The sequence below is a fragment of the Ideonella sp. genome (assembly GCF_036277275.1).
GTDB lineage: Bacteria > Pseudomonadota > Gammaproteobacteria > Burkholderiales > Burkholderiaceae_C > Ideonella.
On record NZ_DASUNH010000013.1, the window covers coordinates 1 to 18,104 of the forward strand.

The window sequence follows — 18,104 nt, forward strand, 5'->3', positions numbered from 1 at the left end:
CTCACCGATCGCGCGGTCATGGTGATCACGACGGTGGCACTCTCCATCAGCTTCCTGGTCTACGTGATCGTCGGGCAGTACCTGTTCGCCTTCCGCCTGGGCTGGTTCCCGGTGCAGGGCTGGAGCGATTCCACCTGGACCAACCTGACCACCTACGTGCCGCTGCCGGTGCTGCTGGCGGTGATGGTGGGCATCTCGCCGCAGACGCGGCTGTACCGCAGCTTCTTCCTCGACGAGCTGGGCCACGACTACGTGCGCACCGCGCGCGCCAAGGGCCTGACCGAGCGCACCGTGCTGTTCAAGCACGTGCTGCGCAACGCGATGATCCCGATCCTCACCAACATCGGCCTGCAGCTGCCGACCATCTTCGTCGGCTCCTTCCTGATCGAGGTGTTCTTCTCGATCCCCGGCCTCGGCCGCGAGGTGCTGCTGGCCGTCAACCGCAGCGACTATCCCGTGATTCAGGCCGCGACCATCTACCTGGCGATGCTGACGATGCTGATCAACCTGGCCACCGACCTGCTCTACAAGGTCGTCGACCCACGGGTCGTCCTCAAATGAAGCCCCCCCGCTCCCTTCCGGTCGCTGCCTTGCAGGCCGCGCCGGGCCAGAGACCCGGCCCCTCGGTAGGCACAAACAGTCCTCAGGACTGTTCGTGTCCGACCTCGGCCCCCCGAGGGGGCTCGTGCAGCGGACCGGCAAAGCCGGATCCGCGCACGCCACTTGATGGACGGCAGCACTGGGTGCGCCTTGAAACTGAGAATCGCAGATGAGCGCAGTCATTGAATCGACCGGTTCCGGCGCCGTGTCGGTCGAACACTCCGAAGGCGTCTGGCACGCCGCCTGGCGGCGCTTCAAGGGCGACCGCGTCGGCCTGGTCTCGATGCTGATCGTGATCGGTTTCCTGCTGCTGATCCTGTTGTCCGCCGTCGGCGTGGTGGCCCAGGGCTGGCAGCAGGAGATCGGCGTGCCCAATGCGCCGCCGACGCTGATGGGCCCGGCGCCGCCGGAGGCGACCGGCGTCATCGAGCAGCCCAAGGGACCGAACGTCGATATCAGCGACATCGATCCGCTGGCGCCGAAATACAAGGAATGGGCCGAACGGGCCAAGCAGTACGAGACCAGCGCCACCCACAAGGCCGAGACGCTGCCGCTGGGCGCCGACCGGCTCGGTCGCGACGTGCTGGCCAAGGTCATCAAGGGCTGCCAGGTCTCGGTGGCGGTCGGTGTGATGGCGGCCCTGCTGGCCACGCTGCTGGGCACCTTCCTCGGCGCTCTGTCAGGCTTCTTCGGCGGCAAGGTGGGTGATTTCCTCGAGTGGCTCTACACCGTCTTCACCGCGATCCCCGACATCCTGCTGATCTTCGCGCTGGCCGCGGTGCTGAACCGCGCCGATGCGGTCCTGCCGCGCGGCATCTGGACGGTGGTGGTGATCCTCGGCCTGGTCGGCTGGACGGGGCTGTACCGCCAGGTGCGCGCCGAGTTCATGAAGCACCGCTCGCGCGAGTACGTGCGGGCCGCCGAGGCGATCGGCGCGTCGACCAGCTCGCGCATGTTCCGCCACATCCTGCCCAACGTGAGCCATGTGGTGCTGGTGCGCATGAGCCTGCTCGTCGTCGGCTTCATCAAGAGCGAGGTGATCCTGTCGTACCTGGGGCTGGGCGTGCCGGTCGACCAGGTCAGCTGGGGCACGATGCTGGCCGAGGCGCAGGGCGAGTTGATCCTCGGCTACTGGTGGCAGCTGGCGGCCGCGACGGTGTTCATGGCGGTCTTCGTCACCGCGTTTTCGTTGATGGCCGATGCCTGGCGCGATGCGCTGGATCCGAAGCTGCGGGGGCTGGAGTGATGAGCGCCACCATGAACAAGAGCCTGCTGTCGATTCAAGACCTCAAGGTCGCCTTTCGCATGGGCACGCGCGACGGCGTCGTGCAACGCGCCGAGGCCGTCGGCCGTGGCGCGCAGGGCGTGAGCTTCGACGTCGACGAGAACCAGACGGTGGCGCTGGTCGGCGAATCAGGCTCCGGCAAGAGCGTGACGGCAATGTCGATCGTCAACCTGCTGCCCGACAACGCCGAGCGCTCGGGGCGCATCGTCTGGCGAGGCAAGAATCTGTTGGATGCGACGCCGGCCGAACTGCGGCGCATGCGCGGCAGCGAGATCGCCTGCGTCTTCCAGGATCCGATGTCCTCGCTCAACCCGGTGTTCAGCATCGGGCAGCAGCTGGTCGAGCCGCTGATCACCCACATGGGCCTGAAGCCCAAGGCGGCGCTGGCGCGGGCCGAAGCGCTGCTGGTCGAGGTCGGCATCCCCGACCCGGCGCGGCGGCTGAAGGCCTATCCGCACGAGCTGTCGGGTGGCCAGCAGCAGCGCGTGATGATCGCGATGGCGCTGGCCTGCGAACCCAAGCTGCTGATCGCCGACGAGCCGACGACCGCGCTGGACGTGACCATCCAGCGCCAGATCCTGGAGCTGCTGGCCAAGCTGAAGGCCAGCCACGGCCTGTCGGTGCTGTTCATCAGCCACGACCTGGCATTGGTCGGCGAGATCGCCGACCGGGTGGTCGTGATGCGCCAGGGCACGATCCGCGAGCAAGGCCCGGTGGCCGGCATCTTCAGTGCCCCGCAAGACGCCTACACCCGTGCACTGCTGGCTTGCCGGCCCAGCCTGACCGAGAACCCGGCGCGGCTGATGGTGATCGACGACCACATCGCCGGCCGCGGCGCGCAGGGCGCGGGCAAGGCCAAGGACCCGGACGCGCCGGTGGTGCTGGAGGTCAAGGCGCTGGCCAAGAGTTTCTGGCTGCGCCAGGGCGTGTTCGGCCGGCGCGAGTACCACGCGGTGAAGGACGTCAACTTCCGCCTGCGCCGCGGCCACACGCTGGGCGTGGTGGGCGAGTCGGGCTCGGGCAAGACGACGATGGGTCTGACGCTGCTGCGCCTGCACGACCCGCACTCCGGCCCGATGAGCGGCGAGGTGATGTTCGACGGCCACAACCTGCTGGCCCTGCGCGACAGCGAGCGCCAGGTGATGCGCCGGCGCATCCAGATCGTGTTCCAGAACCCCTATGCCTCGCTGAACCCGCGTTTCACGATCGGCCAGACGCTGCTGGAGCCGATGACCATCCACGGCATCGGCGCGACGACCGTCGAACGCGAGCAACGCGCCCGCGCGCTGTTGGGCAAGGTGGGCCTGGACGACCGCGCGTTCGGCAAGTACCCGCACGAGTTCTCCGGCGGCCAGCGCCAGCGCATCGCGATCGCGCGTTGCCTGACGCTGAACCCCGAGGTGCTGGTGCTCGACGAGGCGGTCAGCGCCCTCGACGTGTCGGTGCAGGCCCACGTGCTGAACCTGCTGAAGGACCTGCAGGACGAGCTGGGCCTGTCGTACATCTTCATCAGCCACGACCTCGCGGTGGTGCGCTTCATCAGCGACGAGGTGCTGGTGATGAAGGATGGCGAGGTGGTCGAGCAGGCCAGCGCCGAGGCCATCCTGAAGGCGCCGCAACAGGAATACACCCGCAAGCTGATCGGCGCGGTGCCGCGCGGGTGGCAGCCCGCAGCCGGCGCCGCCGGCTGATGCCGTTGCCGGCGGTGCAGGTCCGCCCCATCGCGGCCGATGACGCGGTCGAGGTCGACACCGTCGTGCGCCGCTGGCATGGCACCAATGTCGACAGCTACTGGTACAACGACACGCACCAGAACCACACGCTGGTGGGATCGCGGGGCTTCTTCGTGGCCGAGGTGCTGCCGAAGTGCCAGGTGCTGGTCGCGCTGGTCGACGGTGAACTGGCCGGCATGACGGCGCTGCAGGCGCCTTGGATCATGCAGATGGCGGTGTTCGCCGAGTACCGCCGCCATGGCGTCGGCAGCGCGTTGCTGGCCGCGGCCCGTGAACGATCGGCCGACGAACTGCGGCTGTTCACCTTCCAGCGCAACCACGCTGCCCGCGCTTTCTACGAACGGCACGGGTTCGTGGTGCAACGCCTGGGCATCAGCCCACCGCCCGAGAGCGAGCCGGACGTCGAATACGCATGGGGCGGGCCGCCTCGTCTGGTCCAGGCGCCGCCGACCTGATCTGACATGCCGCGCGGGCTGGGGCTTCGGCAGGCTCAGGCCGAACGGAGGGCGGGAGACCGAGCTGTTCGCAGGCGCTGGATCTGGTCCTGCCCATGGAGACGCGAAAGAGCTTGGTAGGCGCGCAACGGTCGCCCCCTCCCCATTCGGCCTGAGCCAGTCGAAGGCCAGGCCAGCACGCCAACCGTCCGATGCACACCCGGACGGCCCTGAGTCTGCCGAAGGGCCATGCCCACGGCAAACCCTCAGCGGACAGCGCCTCGCGCTTGCCTACACTGCCGGCGGCCGGGCACACAACGTGCATTGGCCGCCGTCAGTTCTTGCAAGACCCCGAGGAGTGCGTTTCATGAGCCTGCTGCCGACCTGGCGCGAAGTCCCGGCCCGACCCGGTGCCGTCGTGGCCCCCGACGAACGATTGCCCTGGCCGCAGACGGTGGCGCTCGGTGTGCAGCATGTGATCGCCATGTTCGGCGCAACGGTGCTGGCGCCGATCCTGATGGGGTTCGACCCGAATGTCGCGATCCTGATGTCGGGCATCGGCACGTTGATCTTCTTTGTCGTCGTCGGCGGCCAGGTGCCGAGTTACCTGGGCTCCAGCTTCGCCTTCATCGGCGTCGTGCTGGCAGCCACCGGCTATCCCGGTGGCGGGCCGAACGCCAACATCGGCATCGCGCTGGGCGGCATCATCGTCTGCGGTGCGGTCTACGCATTGATCGGCCTGGGCGTGATGTCGGTCGGCACCAAATGGATCGAGTCGCTGATGCCGCCGGTGGTCACCGGCGCGGTGGTCGCGGTGATCGGCCTGAACCTGGCCAGTATTCCGATCAAGAACATGGCGCCGACCGACTTCGACAAGTGGATGCAGGCGGTCACCTTCGTCTGCATCGGGCTGGTCGCGGTGCGCACCAGCGGCATGCTGCAGCGGCTGCTGATTCTCGTCGGCCTGATCCTCGCGACCGTGATCTACGCAGTGCTGGCCAACGGCCTGGGCTGGGGCCAGCCGATCAACACCGCCGGCATCGCCGCGGCGGCGTGGGTAGGCGCGCCGCAGTTCGCCGCGCCGGTGTTCGACGGCCGCGCCATCCTGCTGATCGCGCCGGTGGCGATCATCCTGGTCGCCGAGAACCTGGGCCACGTGAAGGCGGTCGGCGCGATGACCGGCCGCAAGCTCGAGCCGTACATCGGCCGCGCCTTCCTCGGTGACGGCATCGCGACGATGGTCTCGGGCAGCGCCGGCGGCACGGGCGTGACGACCTATGCCGAGAACATCGGCGTGATGGCCGCGACCAAGATCTACTCGACCGCGATGTTCGTCGTCGCCGCGCTGATCGCGGTGCTGCTGGGCTTCAGCCCGAAGTTCGGCGCGCTGATCCAGGCCATTCCGCTGCCGGTGATGGGCGGTGTGTCGATCGTCGTGTTCGGCCTGATCGCGATCGCCGGCGCGAAGATCTGGGTCGACAACCGGGTCGACTTCTCGAACAACACCAACCTGATCGTCGCCGCTGTCACGCTGGTGCTCGGCACCGGCGACTACACGCTGAAGTTCGGCGGCTTCGCGCTGGGTGGCATCGGCACTGCAACCTTTGGCGCGATCGGGCTGTACTGGCTGCTGAAGCCGCGCCGCTAGCGACGAGAAGAGTGAAGGATGGGCGGGTGGACAGACGTGAGCCAGGAACCTCGGCCCTACAACCAGTACTGCAGCAGCTGCCCCAGCCACTCGCTGAAGCGTTCACCCACCGGCCGCTTGTTCCAGGCCTCGAGCGTGATGCGGTCCGACTGAGCCAGGTCGCGCTCGAAGGCTTCCTGCATCTGGCGCCCGAAGTCGGCCCCGAGCACGACCGCGTTCAACTCCTGGTTGTGAACGAAACTGCGCCAGTCGAGGTTGGCCGAACCGACGGTCGACCAGACGCCGTCGATCACCGCGGTCTTGGCGTGCAGCAGCACGGTGCGGCGCTCGTACAGCTTCACGCCGCTTTCGAGCAACTGACCATACTGCGCGCGGCCGGCGCTGAGCACCAGCTTGGCGTCGCTGTGGCGCGGCAGGATCAGCTTGACGTCGACGCCGCGCCGGGCGGCCTGGCTCAGTGCGCCGATCAGCTGCGGGTCCGGCACGAAGTAGGCCATCGTGATCAGGATGTCCTTTTCGGCGTGCTCGATCGACGACATCAGCGCCGCGTAGATCGTGCTGTACGACTCGTCGGGTGAGCTGGCGATCGCACGCACCACCTGCTTGCCGCGCGCCTGGCGTTTGGCGGGCAGGTAGTCGGCGGTGCTGAGTGCCGGCCCGTTCTGCCGCGTCCAGGTGTCGAGGAAGATCTTCTGCAGTTCGGACGCGACCGGTCCCTCGATGCGCACGTGGGTGTCGCGCCAGGCCCGCACCGGCTCGCCGGTCTTTTCGTCGGTGCGCGGTGGTTCAGACCGCCGCTTCGGCGACGAACCGGAATAGACGCTGCTGATGTTCAGGCCGCCCAGGAAGGCGATCTCGCCGTCGACCACCAGCAGCTTGCGGTGGTCGCGCTCGTTGACGTCCCAGCCGGCCTTGGCCCGGAACGGGTTGATCGGGTTGTACTGCACGACCCGGATGCCCGCCGCTTTCAGCCGGTCGAAGAAGGCGGCCGGCGTCTCGCGGGCGCCCATGCTGTCGTACAGCAGGTTGACCTGCAGGCCCTGCTGCCGCTTGGCGATCAGCGCGTCGCCGAAACGGCGGCCGATCTCGTCGTCCTCGACGATGTAGGTCTCCAGGTTGATGTGGCGCTTGGCCGCACTGATGGCCTCGAGCATGGACTTGTAAGTGGCATCGCCGTCCTGCAGCAGCGTGACATGGTTGTCGGCCACCAGCGGGCTGCCCGTCAGCGCCGTTTCGATTGCCAGGTGCTTGTCCAGGATGGGATCGGCACCAGGCTCGGATTTCAGGTTCTCGACGATCTGCTTGCTGCGCGCCGGCGAAACAGGACCGCGCGCGTTTTCGATCGCGACCGGTTTTGTCGCACGCTGCTCCGTGGCGGGCGCCGCCCGCGGCAGCGGCGCACAGGCGGTCAGGCCGATCAGCAGCAGTGCGAGACTGCAAGAGGCACGGAAGCTGGTCATGGAGACTCCGGGGGTCGTGCCGCAGTCTGACGGCGCGCGGCGCTGCTTGTCTGCCAGCGCAAGACGGCCCCGGCTGTGGGAACTGGCCGACAGCGCAGCCTGGGCAGGCCGTTCAGAGGGACTGCGGCGGCACCCAGCGCGACAGCACACGCACCAGTTCGTCCGGTTGCACCGGCTTGCCGACGAAGTCGTCCATCCCGGCGTCGCGCGCCTGGGCCCGCTCGTGGTCCAGCGCGGCAGCGCTGAAGGCCACCACCGGCAGCGCACGCGTGGTCGGGTCGGCGCGCAGCTGGCGCACCGCTTCGAGCCCGTCGAGCACCGGCATGTGCAGGTCCATCAGCACCGCATCGTAGGCCTCGGGGTGGGCCTGGCAGGCCTGCACGGCTTCAGCGCCGTCGTGGGCCGGGCTGACGCTGGCGCCCAGCCGCGCCAGCATCTCGGCCGCGATCAGCATGTTGACCGGGTTGTCTTCGGCCACCAGCAGGCGCAGCCCGCGCAGCGGCCGGTCGGCGCCGTCGAGCCCGGTGCTCGGTCGGTCCTCGCTGCCATCGGCCGACGGCAGCGGCAGCTCGGCCCAGAAGGCGGCGCCCTCGCGCGGCACGCTGGAAGCGCCGACCTCGCCGCCCATCAACTGGGCCAGCTCGCGGGCGATCGACAGGCCCAGCCCGGTGCCGCCGAAGCGCCGTGTCGTCGAATGGTCGGCCTGTGCGAAGGGCTGGAACAGGCCGGCCAGCACCTCCGGCGCGATGCCGATCCCGGTGTCCTCGACCTCGAAGCGCAGCCGCCCCGGCTCGGCCACCACGACGCGCAGCATCACCTCGCCCTGGACGGTGAACTTGATCGCGTTGGCGATGAAGTTCGACAGGATCTGGCGCAGCCGCAGCGGGTCCCCGCGCACCCGGCGCGGCACACCCGAGGCGATCGTCTGCCGCATCACCAGGCCCTTGGCTTCGGCCAGCACCACGTGGGCGCCGTGCACCTTGTCGACCAGGTCGTGCAGGTCGAAATCGATCCGCTCGACCCGCAGCTTGCCGGCTTCCATCTTGCTCAGATCGAGCACGTTCGAGACGATGCCGTTGAGGCTTTCGGCGGCGTCGATCAGGTAGCGCAGGTGGTTCTGCCGCCTTGCCTCGGGCTGTCCCGGCACTGCCATCAGCCGTGCCAGGCCCAGCACGCCATTGAGCGGCGTGCGGATCTCGTGGCTCATGTGGGCCAGGAACGCGCTCTTGGCGTCGCTGGCGGCCTCGGCCACCGCCTTCGCCTCGGCCAGCGCCTGCTCGGCGCGGCGGCGTTCGGTGATGTCTTCGAGGACCCAGATCGCACCGGCTTCGTCGGGCTGGCGCGGGTCGACCAGCTGCGAGCGCAGCAGCGCCAGGAAGCGGCTGCCGTCGGGGCGGGTGAACTCGTGTTCGACCTCGATCGGCCGCCCTTCGGCCAGGCGCTTGCGAACCTCGTCGATGAAGGCCTGGTAGCCGGCCTCGCCGCCGAAGTACCCGGCCACCTCACCGCCGGCCATGCTGCCGCTCGGCTGGCCCAGCAGCGCTTCGAGCCGCGGGTTGACGCGCACCACGCGGCGTTCGCGCACCAGCGCGACGCCGACCGCGGCGTGGTTCAGGATCGCGTCGCCCTGCAGCCGCGAACGTTCGGCCTCGGTGATGTCGCGGATCATCATCACCGACACCGGCTCGCCGTCCCACTCGAAGCGGGCCGCGGTGACCGAGGCTTCGCGCAGCGAGCCGTCCTGCCGCCAGAAGCGGGTGCGCAGGTCGCGCACGACGCTGGCCCGGACCAGCGCCTCGGTCAGCGCCTGCGCTTCGGCCGGCTCGCGCCACATCCCGAGCTCGAGTGCGCTACGGCCGATCACCTCTTCCGGCCGCTCGCAGCCGGCGGCGCTCAGGAAGCCGGGGTTGGCCAGCATGATGCGGCCGTCGCGCAGGCTGGCGACGACGATCGCGTCGGGCGACAGGCGCACCAGCCGGTCCAGCAGCGCGCGCGAACGCTCGTGTTCGCGCGCCGCCAGCACCTCCCCGGTCACGTTCTGGCTGATGCCCCACCAGCCCAGGTGATTGCCGGTCGCGCCCAGCACCGGCTCGCCGGTGCCGCGCACGCACACCAGCTGGCCGTCGGCGCACTCGAAGGTGATGACCCGGCCGCGGTAGGCCCGGCGGGCGCGCAGGTCGTCGATCAGCGCGGCCCATTCGTCGTCGTGCACGATGCGCGGCCCGCCGGGCTGGTCGATGCGCATGAACTCGGCCACCGTGCGGCCGGTGTGGCGCTCGAAGCTCGGCGAGATGTGGGTCATCCGGCCGTGGCGGTCGGCCTCCCAGGTCCAGTCGCTGCCCAGGCGCAGGAACTCGGACAGCCGGTGTTCCTTGACCCAGGCCTCGTGCAGGCTGAGGCCGTACTGCCGACCCAGGATCGTCGCCACCGCCAGCGCGCCGGCGGTCAGCAGCACGTGCGAGACCAGCCGTGCGGTGTGGCCACCCGGCGGTGGGCCCGGCACGTCGGGCAGCAGGCCACGGAACTCGCCGTGGTGGATCAACACCAGCAGCACCAGATGCAGGCCGGCCAGCAGCCAGGCCACGCGCGGGCGCGTCAACATCCCGGCCAGCACGATCAGCACCGCCGAGCCCGACAGCAGGATCGACTGCAGGCCCAGGCCGGTGAACCAGGCGTACAGCCCGAACGCCAGCTGCAGCGTCAGCAGCAGCAAGCCAGCCGCGGTGCGCGGCGAGCGCCGCCGCGCGACCAGCACCGCGCCCCCCGCACCGGCCAGCAGCACCGCGCCGATCAACAGCCGCCAGATGACGAGCCGGCTCGGTGGGCCGAGCCATAGCTGCAACGGCACCGACAGCCAGAGCAGGCCGGCCAATGTCGACGTGACATGCAGCAGCGCACGCACGGCCACGCGGTCGCGCTCCGCCTGGGCCTGGCGCGCGCCTTCGGCGAAAGGCAGGCCGGCAAACGGCTCTTCGGCCGTGACTGGGGGCAAGATCCATCCCTCCATTGACGATGGAATGCCGGAGGTTACCGGTTCTGCCGCGCCTGCCGGCCAGGGCGCCCCCTGAACAGGGCACGCTGCCTACAATCGACCGCAGCCGCTCCAGGGAACCCGACGCCATGTGCCAACTGCTGGGCATGAATGCCAACACGCCGACCGACGTGATGTTCAGCTTCACCGGCCTGGCCACGCGCGCCGACGAGCACAAGGACGGTTTCGGCATCGGCTTCTTCGAAGACAAGGGCGTGCGAGTCTTCATCGACCATGCCAGTGCCCGCCAGTCGGCGATCGCCGAGCTGGTCAAGACCTACCCGATCCACAGCGACAACGTCATCGCCCACATCCGCAAGGCCACCCAGGGCCGGGTCGCGCTGGAAAACACCCACCCGTTCGTGCGCGAGCTGTGGGGCCGTTACTGGGTCTTCGCCCACAACGGTGACCTGAAGAATTTCCACCCCCGCTTGCATGCGGCGTTTCGCCCGGTCGGCGATACCGACAGCGAACGCGCGTTTTGCTGGCTGATGCAGGAGCTGGCCAAGGCCCACGCCGGCGTGCCCGAGGTGGCCGAGCTGCACTGCACGCTGGCCGAGCTGGTGCCCGAGCTGCACCGCCACGGCACCTTCAACATGCTGTTGTCCAACGGCCAGGCGCTGTGGGCCCACGCGTCGACGCACCTGCACTGGCTGGTGCGGCAGCACCCGTTTCGCGCTGCCAGCCTGAAAGACGAGGACGTGCGGGTCGACTTCGCCCACGCGACGACGCCGAACGACCGCGTCGCGGTGATCGCGACTGAGCCGCTGACCCACGACGAAACCTGGACGGCGTTCCGACCCGGCGAGCTGCGGGTGTTCGTCGACGGCGCGCCGCTGGCCTGCCGGGGCGGCTGACCTCGGTACGTTCGCCGCGGAAGGCCGCCGTTCATCCGTGGCCGCCGGCGGCTGGTGCACGCGGCCGGGCCGTTCGCCCGGCTCCTGGTCGCATCGCACCGCGGGCTGCCTACACTGCGCCGCATGCCGACCATGACCACCCCGCTCACCCCGCGAGACCGCGTGCTGGCCATGTTGGCCCGCCGTCACTGCGGCCTGAACGAGGCCGAGCGGGCCAGTGCCGAGGCGGGTGACGCGTGGCTGCTCAGCCGCGCGGGCCTGGTCGGCTGGGCCGGCGCGGTCGGCGTCGGCGTCGTGATCTCGGGCTGGCTGGAGGCGGTGGGCGATGTTCACCCTGCGGTGGCCGGCCTGGTGGGGGTGCCGATGGCCGTGGCGATGTTGCTGGCGATGGTGCAGGCCTGGTTCCAGCCGCACAGCACGCTGGCACGCATGCGACAGGAGTTCTGGTGGTCCAACGCCATCCTGCTGGGCGCCGCACTGATCCAGATGGCGCTGTGGCGCGACCGCGCCGAGCCCTGGCGCTGGCTGGCCTGGCTGCTGCCGATCGTGCTGATGTCGTTGCTGCAGGTGCTGCTGGCGCAATGGGGCCGCTCGCACCTGGACCGCGAGATGCAGCGCTTGCGGCTCGAGCAGGAACGCGACGCCGCCGCGCGCGAAGCGGCCGAGGCGCGGCTGGCGGCGCTGCGTTCGCAGATCCAGCCGCATTTCCTGTTCAACACGCTGGCCGCGCTGCAACATTGGGTCGACGGCAGCGACCCGCGCGCCGCGCCGCTGCTGCGCGAGCTGACTGGCTTCCTGCGCGGCTCGACCGAGCTGATGGCACGCGACGAGGTGGCGCTGGCCGACGAGCTGGCGCTGGCGCGTCACTACCTGGCGATCATGCAGGCGCGGTTCGGCGAACGGCTGCAGGTCGAGCTGGCGGTGGAGCCGGCGGCGCTGGCCCAGCCGTGGCCGCCCGGGTTGCTGCTGACGCTGATCGAGAACGCGATCGAGCACGGCATCGGCCCGCTGCTGCAGGGCGGGCGCATCGTGCTGGCCGCAGGGGTGGCCGACGGCCGCTTCCGGCTGACCGTACAGGACACCGGCCCCGGGCCGACGCCCGGCTGGCGCGAAGGCATCGGCCTGGCCAATGCGCGCGAGCGGCTGGCGCGGCGTTTCGGCCCGCGGGCGCAGTTGCGGCTGCAGGCGCTCGACCCGGGGGCGTGCGCCGAGATCACGATCGACCCGCCGACCCCGTCGTCCCCGCGATCCCCCCACGATGCGGGTTGACACCATGCCCAGCCCTGCCCCGGCCGACGACGTCGTTTCGCGTCACGAACGCATCGACTGGACCCAGCTCTGGTACCCCGGCCCGACGCGCGTGTTCACCGATGCCGAGCTGGCCCGCGCCGGCAACGAGCGGCCCAGTCGTACTTTCCTGGTGATGCTGGCAATCTCGTTGGCCATCGTGGCCCAGGCCCTGATGGAGCACGCGCCCGACGGCGAGCTGGCGCGCCTGACCGGGCTGCTGGCGGCGGTCGCCGCAGCGAACTACCGCGCCGGCATGTGGCTGTGGCGTCGTCCGACGCGGCGGCGCCTGATGGTGGCGACGCTGATCTGCATGGCGGCCTTCGTGGCGTTTGCTTTTGGGCTGCGCTGGCGCATGGCGGCGGGGCCGGTCCGCGATTGGTTGCTGTACACCGGTGCTGCCGCCTGTTCGCTCAGCGCACTCGTCTTCTGGTTCGTCACGGTCTACCGCGCCCAGCAGATCGAGGCGCGCTTGCGCGAACTCGACGAGCGCGACCGCACGATCGCGCTGGCCCGGCAGCTCGCCACCGCACAGATCCAGCCGCACTTCCTGTTCAACTCGCTGGCGTCGCTGCAGCATTGGGTCGACACGCGCGACGAGCGCGCTGGGCCGATGCTCGCGTCGTTGACCGGCTATCTGCGCGCGACGCTGCCGCTGTTCGAGCGGCACGCCCTGACGCTGGGCGAGGAGCTGGAAGCGGTGCGGCGCTACCTCGAAGTGATGCAGGCCCGGCTCGGCGCCCGGCTGCGTTTCGAGATCGGCGCCGAGCCCGCCGCGCTGGCCGCCGCGCTACCGCCCGGTGTGTTGCTCACGCTGGTCGAGAACGCGGTCGAGCATGGCGTGTCGCCTCAGCTGTCAGGCGGCGTGGTGCGCGTGTCCGCCTGCATCGCGGCCGACGGCATGTTGTGCCTCGAAGTCATCGACGACGGCCCGGGCCTGCCGCCGGACGGCGCCGTCTGCGGCCCGGGCCACGTCGGCCTGGCCAACACCCGTGCGCGGCTCGCTCAATCCTTTGGCGAGCAGGCCAGCCTGACACTGGCCAATGTGCCTGATGGTGGCTGCAGCGCGACGCTGCGGTTGCCTGTCGTTCCCATTCATCACACCGCCATCCCGACCCCGCCGTGACCCCCAACGATTCCCCAGACCGTGTCGCCGTGCTCGTCGCCGACGACGAGGAAGCCCCGCGCCAGCAACTCATCGCCGCGCTGCGCCAGGCCTGGCCGGCGGCGCGCATCGTCGCCGAGGCCACCAACGGCGTCGACGCGTGGGATGCGTTCCTCGAACACGAGCCGCAAGTCTGCTTCCTCGACATCCGGATGCCGGGCCTGTCGGGCATCGAGGTCGCGCAGCGCATCGACGGCCGGGTGCCGGTGGTCTTCGTCACCGCGTTCGGTGACCACGCGCTGGCCGCGTTCGACGCCGGCGCGGTCGACTACGTGATGAAGCCTGTCGACGCAGCGCGCCTGGGCCAGGCGCTGCAGCGCGTGCAGACGCGGCTGGACCGGCCGGCCGCGCCGGACCTGTCGGCGCTGCTCGCGCAGCTGAGTGGCCAGCTGCGCAAGCCGGCGCCGCCGGCGGTGATCCAGGCCAGCGTCGGCAAGGAGGTGAAGCTGATCCGCATCGAGCAGATCGTCTACTTCGAGTCCGACGCGCGCTACACCCGTGTGGCCTACGACGACGAGGCCGGGCCGGGAGAGGCGCTGATCCGCACGCCGCTGAAGGAGCTGCTGGCCCAGCTCGACGCCGACCAGTTCTGGCAGGTGCACCGTTCGGTGATCGTCAACCACCGCCACATCGCCAGCGCGCTGCGTATCGACGAAGGCACGATGGTGCTGACGCTGCGCGGGCGCAGCGAGCGCCTGCCGGTGTCGAGGCATTTCCAGGGGCTGTTCAAGGGTCAGTGAGCCCGGCCCGCGCGGGTGTGACGGCGCCGGTGCGAAACTCGGCGGCACCGCAGTCCCTTGGCCTGCCACGAGCAGGCCGTTTCGCCATGTCCGCCGCACCCCTGCCGACCCCGCAGTTCGACCGCTTCTACCGCCACGCCGAGCTGAGCCAGCTGCTGGCCGACTACGCCGCCGCGCGGCCCGAGCTGATCGAGCGCCGCTCGATGGGCCTGAGCCACGAGGGCCGGGACATCTGGTTGCTGGTGATCACCAACCGCGCGACCGGGCCGGACACCGACAAACCGGCCCTGTGGATCGACGGCAACATCCACGCCGCCGAGCTGACCGCCAGCACCGCCTGCCTGTATTGGCTGCACCAGCTGGCGAGCGCCTACGGCAGCGACGCCAGGGTCACCGAGCTGCTCGACAGCCGCGTCGTCTACCTCTGCCCGCGCCTGAACCCCGACGGTGCCGAGCTGGCGCTGGCCGACACGCCGCGCCACATCCGTTCGTCCACGCGCGCCTACCCCTTCGACGAGCCGCATGTCGACGGCTTGACGACCCAAGACATCGACGGCGATGGCCGCATCCTGCAGATGCGCGTGAAAGACCCCAACGGCGGCTGGAAACCGCACCCCGACGAGCCGCGGCTGCTGATCCCGCGCGAGCCCGGTGAGTTCGGCGGCAGCTACTACCGCGTGATGCCCGAGGGGCTGCTCGAGAACTTCGACGGCACGACGATCCGCGTCAACCGCGACCGCGAAGGGCTGGACCTGAACCGCAACTTCCCGGCCTACTGGCGGCAGGAGTTCGAACAGCTCGGCGCCGGCCCGTACCCGACCAGCGAGCCCGAGGTGCGGGCGATGGTCGACTTCATCACCAAGCACAAGAACATCGGCGCGGCGGTCAGCTTTCACACCCACTCGGGCGTGATCCTGCGGCCGATGGGCACGCAGAGCGACGACGACATGACGCCTGAGGATCTGTGGATCTACAAGCGCCTGTCGGACATCGGCGCCAAGCTGACCGGCTACCCGGCGATCAGCATCTGGCACGACTTCAAGTACCACCCGAAAGAGATCATCACCGGCACGCAGGACTGGGTCTACGAGCACCTGGGCGCGCTGTTCTGGACGGTCGAGATCTGGGCGCCGAACAAGGAAGCCGGCATCACCGACTACGACTGGATCCACTGGTACCGCGACCACCCGCCCGAGGACGACCTGAAGCTGCTGAAGTGGAGCGACGAGCACTGCGACGGCCGGGCCCACAACGACTGGCGCCCATTCATCCACCCGCAGCTCGGCGCGGTCGAGATCGGCGGCTGGGACCGGATGAACTACTGGCGCAACCCGCCGCCGAAATACCGTGAGCGCGAGGCGGCGCGCTTCCCGGCCTGGCTGACCCAGCTGGGCCTGGCGCTACCGAAGCTGCAGACCGTGTCCACCAGCGTCGACGCGCTTGGCCCCGACACCTGGCGCGTCAAGTTCGTCGTCGCCAATACCGGCTACCTGCCGAGTTATGTCACCAAGCGCGCGCTGGAGCGCAAGGTCGCGCGGGCCTGCGTGTTCGAGATCGAGCTGCCGGCCGGTGCGTCGCTGGTCAACGGCAAGCATCGCATCGAAGGCCCGCAGCTCGAAGGCCACGCACCGAAAAACTCGCTGCAGGCCTTCATCCCCGAGCGCGACGTCACGGCCGACAAGGCACGCGCCGAGTGGATCGTGCGGGCGCCGGCCGGCACGGTGCTGGCGCTGAAGGCCCACGCAGGCCGGGCCGGCGCTGTGCGGGCCGAGCTGACGCTGGGCTGAACCGCAACGTCGACATTTCAGCGGTCTGTCGTTGTTGCTTCCACCCGCCACACCCGGCCCGCCGCGGGTGGCATGACACGGCGCCGGCCACCCGCGCCCATCACAGGAGCCTTCCCCCGCCGCGCTCAAGGGCTCACTGCTTCACCCAGCGCTGCGCCGGCGTGCCGTTGCAGCTCCACTGCTGCAGTGTCAGGCCCGAATCCGGGCTGGCGCCCGGCACGTCCAGGCACAGGCCGCTGCGCGCGTTGACGAATTCGTAGACACCAGGCGAAACCTGGTTGGCCTTCCACTTGGTGTCGTCGTCGCCGCTGCAGGGCCACTGCACCATCTTCGCGCCGACCAGGCGACTGCTGTTCATCGGGTCGAGGCAGTAGCCGCTGTGGCCGAACACCAGGTGCACCAGGCCGTTGCCGGCGTCCTTCAACTTGACGCGCTGATTGGCCTGGCCGACACAGTCGTACTGCGCCACTTCGGCGTTGGAACGGTGGTCGAAGTAGTAGACGTCGATGCATTTGCTGCTGGCCTGCGCAGCGAAGTAGGCCCCCCGGTCGGTGCCGTCGCCCGGCGTGCCCGTCCAGACCCACTTCGGGTGCGCAGCCATGCACCCCTTGAGCCAGGGGCAGCCGTAACGCTTGACCAGGTCGTGCTGGTAGGGCTCGGGCGTCACGTTGGGCCAGTAGGCGCCGTTGCACATCGGGCCCTTCGATCCGTTCGTCGGCAGGCCCATGCGGGCCAGCTCGTCGATCGTGTCCTGGCCGGCGCCGCCACCGCAGTTCTCGTGCGGCAGGCCGAAGTTGTGGCCCATCTCGTGGCCGATCGAGCCGATGTCGGCCAGGTTGCGCGGGCTGCCGTCGTTCAGGCCAATGCCGTCGACGACATAGCTGTAGAACAGCGCCGTGTTGCCCGGCATGCTGGCCTGCGCGGCGCCGCCGCCGGTGGTGCACTCGCCGAACACCAGGTACTTCACGTTCGGGTAGTACTGGCCACGCGCTTCGAGCTTGCTGCGGGTCTCGTCCCACAGCACGTTGAAGTCGTCGAAATGCGCGCAGCTGTTGCTGCTTTCCAGCTTGATCACGCCGCGGTTCAGGTGGAAGGTCCAGCCCCAGCCGGACCATTGCGCCTGGATCTGACGCGCGGCGTTGAGCATCAGTGCGCCGCGGCCGCGATTCGGCGCGTCGGACGGCAGGAAGTAGACGACCTGCACGTCGTGGTCGGCGTCGATGCCGGTGACGTGCTGATGGCCCAAGGTGGGCGGTGGTGCCGTCACGCCGGGCCGCGGCGTGGCCGCCGCGGGGTCGCCCAGCGGCGTGAATGCATTGGCCGCACCCATCCAGGCCAACAAGGCGGCAGGCAGTGCCCGCGTTGCCGTGTGGCGCCAGCCGCACCGCACCGGCGCGGTCCTGTCGGATTGATTCATCAGGTGTCTCCTCAGTCTTGACGTTAGCGGCCCCGGGTTTTGCGCTGGGGCTCGGTGCGTTCTCGCGCGTCGCGGGGCTGGCAGGACGCCCACCCGCGGCGCATGCTGGCATCGCGCACCTGGTGCGCACGCAAGATTGGGCAAGCGCCGGCAACCAAATGTGAAAGCGCTTTCGACAACGTTGTCAAATCGACTGGCAAAACCGGTCGATGGAAGCATCAATTGTCAGACTGGCGTGCGGCCCACGCCTCGGTCGGCCCTGCAACAGCTCGGTGCGCGCTGGTCGATTTGTCAGACGAATGGGTGCCACGAGGTTGCTTACGGTTCGTGACACTCGGCCTGCGTCGGGCGTCCGGCGGCATGGTCCGCTAACCCGTAGTTGTCGGCAGGCAGGCGCATTTCTATTCTCGCGGGCTCTCGGGTCCTCCATGCCGGTGGGGCCCTCCTGTTGCGATCAAGGAGCCCACCATGTCGGTCACCATTGGCGGTTACGCGCCCGTTTACACCCCCACGCACGTTCCGCCGGAGCCCAAGCCCGACACGAGCCAGGCCGATGCGGCGGCCGCGGCGCTGCGAGAAGCGCTGGCTGCGGCGCAGCGCGCGCTGGATGCGGCCCGCAAGGCGCAAGCCGAGATGGAGAAGGCGCAGAAGGCGCTGAAC

General features: G+C 69.5%; 14 protein-coding genes. 11 read left to right on the forward strand and 3 right to left on the reverse strand.

Annotated features, from left to right (window positions below; translation table 11 throughout):
- The 5 genes from VFY73_RS02735 to VFY73_RS02755 all read left to right on the forward strand — a co-directional run.
- Nucleotides 1-561, forward strand: a 561-nt coding sequence (locus tag VFY73_RS02735) for an ABC transporter permease (RefSeq protein WP_329716376.1), incomplete at its 5' end; no start/stop codon positions are given.
- 208 nt (nucleotides 562-769) lie between these two features.
- On the forward strand, nucleotides 770-1,846 hold the full coding sequence (locus VFY73_RS02740) for an ABC transporter permease (protein ID WP_329716377.1): 1,077 nt from the start codon (nucleotides 770-772) through the stop codon (nucleotides 1,844-1,846).
- Between the two features lie 11 nt (nucleotides 1,847-1,857).
- Nucleotides 1,858-3,576: a dipeptide ABC transporter ATP-binding protein gene (locus tag VFY73_RS02745; RefSeq protein WP_329716378.1), complete on the forward strand. Its 1,719-nt coding sequence runs from the start codon at nucleotides 1,858-1,860 to the stop codon at nucleotides 3,574-3,576.
- Nucleotides 3,577-3,590: 14 nt separating this feature from the next.
- Complete coding sequence (locus VFY73_RS02750; RefSeq protein WP_329716379.1) at nucleotides 3,591-4,073, forward strand: GNAT family N-acetyltransferase; 483 nt, start codon at nucleotides 3,591-3,593, stop codon at nucleotides 4,071-4,073.
- 346 nt (nucleotides 4,074-4,419) lie between these two features.
- On the forward strand, nucleotides 4,420-5,700 hold the full coding sequence (locus VFY73_RS02755) for a solute carrier family 23 protein (RefSeq protein WP_329716380.1): 1,281 nt from the start codon (nucleotides 4,420-4,422) through the stop codon (nucleotides 5,698-5,700).
- Nucleotides 5,701-5,756: 56 nt separating this feature from the next.
- On the opposite strand, the gene cls is transcribed toward VFY73_RS02755, so the two are convergent.
- Both cls and VFY73_RS02765 read right to left on the reverse strand, forming a co-directional pair.
- Nucleotides 5,757-7,160, reverse strand: coding sequence for a cardiolipin synthase (gene cls / locus VFY73_RS02760; RefSeq protein WP_329716381.1), 1,404 nt, complete (start codon nucleotides 7,158-7,160; stop codon nucleotides 5,757-5,759).
- 112 nt (nucleotides 7,161-7,272) lie between these two features.
- On the reverse strand, nucleotides 7,273-10,152 hold the full coding sequence (locus VFY73_RS02765; RefSeq protein WP_329716382.1) for a PAS domain S-box protein: 2,880 nt from the start codon (nucleotides 10,150-10,152) through the stop codon (nucleotides 7,273-7,275).
- Between the two features lie 128 nt (nucleotides 10,153-10,280).
- On the opposite strand from VFY73_RS02765, the gene VFY73_RS02770 reads away from it, so the two are divergent.
- The 5 genes from VFY73_RS02770 to VFY73_RS02790 all read left to right on the forward strand — a co-directional run bounded on the left by VFY73_RS02770 (nucleotide 10,281) and on the right by VFY73_RS02790 (nucleotide 16,027).
- On the forward strand, nucleotides 10,281-11,048 hold the full coding sequence (locus VFY73_RS02770) for a class II glutamine amidotransferase (RefSeq protein ID WP_329716383.1): 768 nt from the start codon (nucleotides 10,281-10,283) through the stop codon (nucleotides 11,046-11,048).
- Between the two features lie 132 nt (nucleotides 11,049-11,180).
- Nucleotides 11,181-12,317, forward strand: a complete 1,137-nt coding sequence (locus tag VFY73_RS02775; RefSeq protein WP_329716384.1) for a sensor histidine kinase — start codon at nucleotides 11,181-11,183, stop codon at nucleotides 12,315-12,317.
- A 4-nt stretch (nucleotides 12,318-12,321) separates the two neighbouring features.
- A complete protein-coding gene (locus tag VFY73_RS02780) occupies nucleotides 12,322-13,461 on the forward strand; it encodes a sensor histidine kinase (RefSeq protein ID WP_329716385.1) in 1,140 nt (379 codons plus the stop codon).
- Nucleotides 13,458-14,240 (forward strand): LytTR family DNA-binding domain-containing protein, encoded by a 783-nt coding sequence (locus tag VFY73_RS02785; protein WP_329716386.1) that lies wholly within the window; start codon nucleotides 13,458-13,460, stop codon nucleotides 14,238-14,240. Before VFY73_RS02780 ends, VFY73_RS02785 begins: the two co-directional genes overlap by 4 nt.
- Nucleotides 14,241-14,326: 86 nt before the next feature.
- Nucleotides 14,327-16,027 carry a M14 family metallopeptidase gene (locus VFY73_RS02790; RefSeq protein WP_329716387.1) on the forward strand — a complete coding sequence of 567 codons (1,701 nt, stop codon included), beginning with the start codon at nucleotides 14,327-14,329 and terminating at the stop codon, nucleotides 16,025-16,027.
- 133 nt (nucleotides 16,028-16,160) lie between these two features.
- Here VFY73_RS02790 and VFY73_RS02795 read toward each other — a convergent pair whose 3' ends face one another.
- Nucleotides 16,161-17,444, reverse strand: a complete 1,284-nt coding sequence (locus tag VFY73_RS02795) for an RICIN domain-containing protein (protein ID WP_329716388.1) — start codon at nucleotides 17,442-17,444, stop codon at nucleotides 16,161-16,163.
- A gap of 468 nt (nucleotides 17,445-17,912) precedes the next feature.
- Here VFY73_RS02795 and VFY73_RS02800 point away from each other — a divergent pair.
- Nucleotides 17,913-18,104, forward strand: a 192-nt coding sequence (locus VFY73_RS02800; RefSeq protein ID WP_329716375.1) for a hypothetical protein, incomplete at its 3' end; no start/stop codon positions are given.